5 protein-coding genes and 1 pseudogene are annotated in these 6,624 nt (G+C 56.3%); 5 read left to right on the top strand and 1 reads right to left on the bottom strand.

All coding sequences use genetic code 11. The annotated features are described in order from the left end of the window. Positions 1-7: 7 nt before the first annotated feature. Positions 8-1,531: a 3-hydroxyacyl-CoA dehydrogenase gene (locus HALA3H3_RS20050; RefSeq protein WP_022523326.1), complete on the bottom strand. Its 1,524-nt coding sequence runs from the start codon at positions 1,529-1,531 to the stop codon at positions 8-10. Positions 1,532-1,749: 218 nt separating this feature from the next. Between HALA3H3_RS20050 and HALA3H3_RS20055 the strand changes: the two genes are divergently transcribed. The 5 genes and pseudogenes from HALA3H3_RS20055 to HALA3H3_RS27905 form a co-directional block, all read left to right on the top strand. Then, the gene (locus tag HALA3H3_RS20055; protein ID WP_022523327.1) at positions 1,750-2,901 is read left to right on the top strand and encodes an acyl-CoA dehydrogenase family protein; all 1,152 of its coding nucleotides are present in this window, start codon (positions 1,750-1,752) and stop codon (positions 2,899-2,901) included. Continuing rightward, complete coding sequence (locus tag HALA3H3_RS20060) at positions 2,901-4,502, top strand: class I adenylate-forming enzyme family protein (RefSeq protein WP_009287813.1); 1,602 nt, start codon at positions 2,901-2,903, stop codon at positions 4,500-4,502. The genes HALA3H3_RS20055 and HALA3H3_RS20060 overlap by 1 nt, the downstream gene beginning before the upstream one ends. Beyond that, entirely contained in the window at positions 4,499-4,969 is a 471-nt protein-coding gene (locus HALA3H3_RS20065; protein ID WP_022523328.1) for a PaaI family thioesterase, read from the top strand. Before HALA3H3_RS20060 ends, HALA3H3_RS20065 begins: the two co-directional genes overlap by 4 nt. Continuing rightward, entirely contained in the window at positions 4,966-6,354 is a 1,389-nt protein-coding gene (locus HALA3H3_RS20070; RefSeq protein WP_022523329.1) for a hypothetical protein, read from the top strand. Before HALA3H3_RS20065 ends, HALA3H3_RS20070 begins: the two co-directional genes overlap by 4 nt. A gap of 145 nt (positions 6,355-6,499) precedes the next feature. Beyond that, positions 6,500-6,624 (top strand): annotated as a pseudogene (locus HALA3H3_RS27905) (electron transfer flavoprotein subunit beta/FixA family protein); the annotation flags it as partial.

The following is a 6,624-nucleotide window of genomic DNA, read 5'->3' on the forward strand; positions in this document are numbered from 1 at the left end:
GGTAGGGTTAAGCGGCGGTTAACGACATTTGCAGCGCGGCGCGGCGGCGCAGCCAGGGGCTAGGCCGATAGCGTGGGTCGCCGGTGGCCTCAAGCAGGTTGGTCAATATCGTCATGATGCGCGTGGCTCCGTAATGGTCGCCCATGCGTAGCGGGCCGAAAGGGTAGCCCAAACCCAGCTCAACCGCTCGGTCGATCGTCGTGGGTTCTGCCACGCCTTGCTGGGCAATGTCGGCACCGACGTTGACGATGCAGGCAATAATGCGCTGAAGAACGAAGCCGTTGCTGTCCTGCAGAGTGCTTACCGGCGTACCGTTATGATTGAGCAGGTTTTGCGCTGCTTGAATGAAAGTGGAGTGGGTAATAGGCGTAGCCATGAGGCTACGGCGTTTATCGAGTCCTGCGAGCATATCCACCGCCACACACTGCTTGGCATCTAACCCCTGGCGCAGCGAACAGCTGGTGGCATCTTCGCCGAAAGGGGTAAGCAGACAGAGCGCCTGTTCAGTGGGCTGCGTGCCGGTTTCTAACGGCCAGCCCGCCGCATTCACCAGCCCGGTGAGTGCTTTGGCGCTCTCGGGGTCATCCTGGCTAATCCATACCGGGCAAGGTGAGGTAGGCTTGATGACAGGCTCATCCGGCATCTGCTGCTTGCCTTCCTCGTAGCGGTAAAAACCTTCGCCAGTTTTACGCCCCAGCAAGCCCGCGGCCAAGCGCTGTCGGGTTAACGGTGAAGGGCGAAAACGTGCTTCTTCATAATACTGGTGATACACCGACTCCATCACGGCGTGGGAAACGTCCAGCCCGGTAAGGTCAAGCAGGGTAAAGGGCCCCATCCGGAATCCGCCCTGATCAACCATAATACGGTCAATGGTGGCCGGGTCAGCGACGCTTTCGCCTAGCAGTCGCAGCGCTTCAGTACCGAAGGCACGCCCGGCATGGTTAACCAGAAACCCAGGTGTATCGGTGGTTTGGGCCGTAAAGTGGCCCATGGCTTGTCCTAGAGCATTGACCTGCTGAGTCACCTCATCGGTGGTACGCAAGCCCGGGATGACCTCGGCAATCTTCATCAGCGGCACGGGATTAAAGAAGTGAAAGCCAATAACCCGCTCAGGGTGCTGGCAGGCGGCGGCAATGGCCGTGACGGAGAGTGAAGAGGTATTGGTCGCCAACACAGCCTGCTGGCTGAGGATTGCTTCTAAATCGCTAAACAGCCCCTGCTTGGCCTCCAGCTTCTCGACAATGGCTTCCACCACAATATCGCAGGGAGCGAGCGCGGCAAGCTCGCTGGCTTCAATCAACCGTTCACTATAGTGCTGCGCCTGTTCTGCGTTAATGCGCTGCTTTTCGACACTTCTCTGCCATAAGCCATTAATAAAGGCTTTCGCTTCTTGTGCGGCATCCTCTTTAACGTCAAAAAGTATGACGTCTAGACCGGCCTGGGCAGCCAACTGTGCGATGCCACGTCCCATGGCGCCGGTGCCGACGATGCCAAGCGTGGTAAAGGGGGGAGGTGTTGATTCGCTAGCCATACGCTAAGTCCTCTCTGCAAATGGGTACATATTTAGCATTGTGATTCTGCATTGCAAAATAGTGTTTCAATTATTGACTGCCATCCTAGGCTATGCAAAAGTGCCTGACAAGAATAGTGGACAATAGTTTTGCTATGCAAAATGCACGCACTGTCCACGCCCAGCGCTACTTCGAATGATAACTCTAACTATAAAACCCGTTGCCACCAGGAGCCGTCATGATTCGCGATCCCGAATTAATTAATCAGCTTGTCGATACCATCGCCCGCTTTGTCCGTGAGCGCTTAATTCCTAATGAGGCACGCCTAGCCGAAGAGGATGCAGTACCCCCGGAAATTCTTGCGGAAATGAAAGAGATGGGGCTTTTCGGGCTATCGATTCCAGAAGAGTACGGCGGCCTAGGCCTGACGATGGAGGAAGAAGCGCTGGTGGCGATGGAGATTGGTAAAACCTCGCCTGCCTTTCGCTCGGTGTTTGGCACTAATAATGGCATCGGCGCCCAGGGTATTTTGATTGATGGTACTGATGAGCAGAAAGCCAAGTATGTGCCACGCTTGGCCACGGGCGAGATTCTTAGCTCGTTTTGTCTCACCGAGCCCGATTCCGGCTCCGACGCCGCCAGCCTGCGCACGACGGCGGTGCGGGATGGCGATGACTATATCTTGAACGGCACCAAGCGCTATATCACCAACGGCCCAGAAGCCGATCTGTTTACCGTGATGGCGCGTACTGACCCAGAGAATAAAGGTGCGGGCGGGATCTCAGCCTTTATCGTCGAAGGTAACACGCCAGGGCTGGTACGCGGCCCTGCGGATAACAAGATGGGCCAGAAGGGCGCCCATACCTGCGATATTATTTTCGACAACTGCCGGGTGCCCGCTGAAAATATTATTGGCGGGAAAGAGGGACAAGGGTTTAAAACGGCGATGAAGGTGCTGGATCGTGGGCGGCTGCATATTTCGGCGGTCTGTGTAGGCGTGGCCGAGCGCTTAGTGGAAGAGTCGCTGCGCTACACCATGGAGCGTAAGCAGTTTGGCGCGGCGCTTGCCGAGCATCAGCTGATCCAAGCCATGTTGGCGGATAGCAAAACCGAAGCCTATGCAGGCAAAACCATGGTGATGGACGCTGCACGGCGTAAAGACAATGGCGAAAATGTTTCGACACTGGCCTCCTGCTGCAAACTGTTCTGCGCCGAAATGGTGGGCCGTGTCGCAGACCGCGCGGTGCAGGTTCACGGTGGGGCGGGTTACATGTCGGAATACGCGGTTGAGCGTTTCTACCGCGATGTGCGGCTATTCCGTATTTACGAAGGCACCACCCAGATTCAACAAATCGTCATTGCTCGCAACATGGTGCGGGAGGCGTCCTAATGGCTTTATCGGTTTCCTACCAAGCGCCGGACGAGGCTATTTTTGGGCGCCTTGCCAGCGAGCTGGTGGCCGAGCTTCCCGAGCGCCTCAGTACCCGCGTGCTTGAAAATGCCAAGCTGCTTGGCGAGCACCCGGCTATAGTGGATGGCACTGTGCGCTGGAGTTATGCGGAGCTTGGTCAAGAAATACACGCCGCTTATGGCTGGTTAAGCGCATTGGGCATTCGCCCTGGCGACCGGATTATGACGGTGAGTGAAAACTGTCGCGCTCTGGTCGTGCTGCTGCTGGCCGCCAGTGAATTGGATGTCTGGGTAGCGATTGTGAACTCGCGCCTGTCAGCACAGGAAGTTGACCTGATTCAGGGCAACTGCCTGCCCCGGCGAGTCTTCTATACCTGTGAAGCATCCCCAGAGGCGTGCCAGCACGCCGAGCGCCACGCGGCTGACCGCTACCAACACCCTCAGTTGGGTGGGCTGGCCATTTCGCCGCTGTATGACAGTGAGCCCGAGCCGGTCTGCGCGAGCGGGGCCGAGCAGGTGGCGGCGATGATCTACACCTCAGGCACCACTGGCACACCTAAAGGCGTCATGCTGACCCATCGTGGCATTCTGTATATTGCCTCAATCTCTGGGGGCATGCGTCATTTAAGCGAAGGGCAGCGGGTCTACGGCGTGCTGCCCATGTCTCATGTGTTTGGCCTCTCTTCGGTATGTATGGGGTCGCTCTATAACGGCGCCTGCCTGTATACCGTGCCGCGCTTCGATGCCGCCCATATGTTGGCGACGCTAAAGCAGGAGCACATTACCGTTCTCCAGGGAGTGCCGGCGATGTATGCCCGGGCGTTAGAGTTTTTAAAACGTGAACAGCGCCCGTTAGAAGCGCCTGATCTAATTTATATGTCAGCAGGAGGTTCACCGTTAGATAGCGACACCAAAGTGCGGGTAGAGGCAGCCTTTGGGCTGACGCTGCATAACGGCTACGGTTTAACCGAGGCCAGCCCTACCATCAGCCAGACCCGCATCGATGACCACCATGCAACTAGCACCGTTGGCCGGGTATTGCCTTTACTTGAGTACCGCCTGGAACCGCTTAGCGACAGCGGAACTGCCGAGCAGCCTGGAGATGAAGTGGGTGAACTATGGGTGCGCGGGCCTAATATTATGAAGGGTTACTTCCGCCAGCCGGAAGCTACCCGCGCCACCCTAACCGAAGATGGTTGGCTCAATACCGGTGATATCGCCAAACTCGATCACCATGACCAACTCTATATTGTAGGGCGTAGCAAAGAGCTGATTATCCGCTCTGGCTTCAATATCTACCCGCCGGATGTGGAAGCGGTGATTAACGAGCACCCTGCGGTAACGCTTACCGCCGTAGTGGGGCGTCAAATCGCCGGTAATGAAGAAGTCGTGGCGTTTGTGCAGTGTGAGCCAGGCGTTGACGTTGATGTGGCGGAGCTAAAGGCGTTTATCGCCGAACGGTTGGCGCCTTACAAACGACCTACTCAAATTGTATTGATGGATACGCTACCTTCCACTGCCAGCGGCAAAATTCTTAAAGGGCGGCTGCGGGATTTAGCCCAGCAGGAGAGCGCCTCATGAGTTCTTCGCAAATACACAGGCCAGATACGCCTCAACAAGCACTTATGGGCTATCACGAGTTGCTAGGTATGCAGGTGGTTGAGTGGCAGCAAGATCGTGCCGTGGTGGAGCTCACTATCGAGCCCAAACATCTAAACCGCAGCGGTAATGTTCACGGCGGCGTATTGGCTTCAATGCTGGATAGCGCTTTAAGCCTTGCCGGTCTGCACTGCGACGTACCGGGCAATATACGCCGGGGAATGACGCTCTCATTAACCACGACTTTTGTGGGCCCCGCCCGGCAAGGTGTGTTGAAGGCAATAGGCACGGTGCGCGGCGGCGGACAGAAAATCTATATGAGCAGCGGTGAGATCGTTGATGAGAAAGGCAATTTAGTGGCCATGGGTGAAGGTTCATTTCGGCGCCGCAGTGGCAGTGAATCGTCTGAAGGCTTCCCGGAAAAAACACCCAGGGAGAAGGCTGAGTGAAACCAGCCCGCCTGCGGGTTTCTCTGTTACTGCTGGTCACCTTGGCAACGCTGTTTCATCTGGTGGTCGGCAGCCTGTTTTGGCAAGCCGTCGGGATTGCCGCGCTGGCGCTCTATCTATTAACGCTTGCTGGCAAGCTAACGCGGATGGCCAAAGGGTTACTGCTAGTCGCGGGGATAGTGTCGCTGTTAGCGCTCTGGCGTTCACCAAACCCAAGCCAACTGCTGTTTGAAGCCAGTGGACGTTTTGCGTTTTTTGCTACCTTTGTGGTGGCGTTGAGCATGCTACGTTTGCCGGCCTACCGTTCACGCCTGGTGCGTCGCTGTGGGCAAAGTATGCTGCTTCAACCGCCTAGCCGCCGCTACCCGATTTTATCGCTCGGCTCTGCGCTGTTTGGGATTATTCTCAATATCGGCGTGCTTAACTTATTTGCCGCCATGATTGAGAAGAGTAACACCCTAGGCGCAGCCCAAGGGCGTGCCTGGGTGCGAGAAGCTCGCCAGCGGCGCATGATGTTGGCGTTGCTACGCGGGTTTTCCCTGGCGCCACTGATCTCCCCTATGGGTATTGGGGTGGCGGTGGTGCTGTCTAGCCTTCCTCAGGTTACCTGGCTGGCGCTTGCGCCGTATATTTTGGGTGCCGCAGTGCTAATTTTTCTGGCGGGTTGGGCCGTGGATTTTCTCACCGGGCCACATCCCCCTGCCAATAAAGCCTTGGTAGCTGCCCCTTCATTGCGCCCGTTGGCCCAGTTCAGTGTGTTGCTGCTAGGGATTGTGGCGCTGGTGTTTAGCCTTGCCTGGCTATTAGAACTGCGCTTACCCATTGCCGCGCTTTTAGGTGCGCCCACGGGGGCGCTGGTTTGGCTTGCCTGGCAGCGGCGTAGGCTTGGCTTCGGTGGGCTGCCTGCCGCGGTTAGCGCGGTGCATCGTCAGTTGCCGTGGCTGCTTTCGCCCAGTGCCAATGAGATCGTGGTGCTAGGGGCGGCGGGCTATTTGGGGCACTTATGCGTTGGACTGGTGGACACTCAACAGTTGGCGCCGCTACTAACCGTGTTGAACCAGTGGGGCGCCTTCAATGCCGTACTGGCAATGCTGATGGTGGTAGGGCTGGCCCAGGTAGGCGTTAATCCTATCGTGACGGTAACGCTGCTGGTGGGGCTGCTACCGCAGTTAGCTATTGAGGGACTAACACCCGCACTGATAGGTGCATCGCTGATGGTGGGTTGGGCGCTGGCGCTAATGTCGTCGCCGATGACGGCATCAATGCTGATTTTATCCCGATTTACCGGTGTGCCCGCCACGCGTATCGGCTACCGCTGGAACGGCAAATTTCTGGTCGCCTCGATTCCGCTATTGGCAGCGTGGTTTGTATGGGCACCCTTTTAAAGGGGGGTAAGAATGCGGAAGCGCTTGACCTTTGTGCGGTGTTTTTTTAATGTCCTTGTTATAAAGTGAAACAGAATTCTGCTATGCAAAATTGAAACATGATTAAAGCAAGATTAAATATTATTAATCGCCAGGAGCACCCCTTATGAAAGTACTCGTCGCGGTGAAACGCGTCATCGACTACAACGTCAAAATCCGCGTTAAGGCGGATCATTCGGACGTGGATCTTACCAACGTCAAAATGGCCATGAACCCCTTCTGCGAAATTGC

Origin of the sequence: Halomonas sp. A3H3 (assembly GCF_000982975.1) — a bacterium.
Classification (GTDB): domain Bacteria; phylum Pseudomonadota; class Gammaproteobacteria; order Pseudomonadales; family Halomonadaceae; genus Vreelandella; species Vreelandella titanicae.

Coding starts and splice junctions, on each gene's coding strand:
- HALA3H3_RS20065 (WP_022523328.1), top strand. CDS start 4,499: ATGAGTTCTTCGCAAATACACAGGCCAGATACGCCTCAACAAGCACTT.
- HALA3H3_RS20055 (WP_022523327.1), top strand. CDS start 1,750: ATGATTCGCGATCCCGAATTAATTAATCAGCTTGTCGATACCATCGCC.
- HALA3H3_RS20050 (WP_022523326.1), bottom strand. CDS start 1,531: ATGGCTAGCGAATCAACACCTCCCCCCTTTACCACGCTTGGCATCGTC.
- HALA3H3_RS20060 (WP_009287813.1), top strand. CDS start 2,901: ATGGCTTTATCGGTTTCCTACCAAGCGCCGGACGAGGCTATTTTTGGG.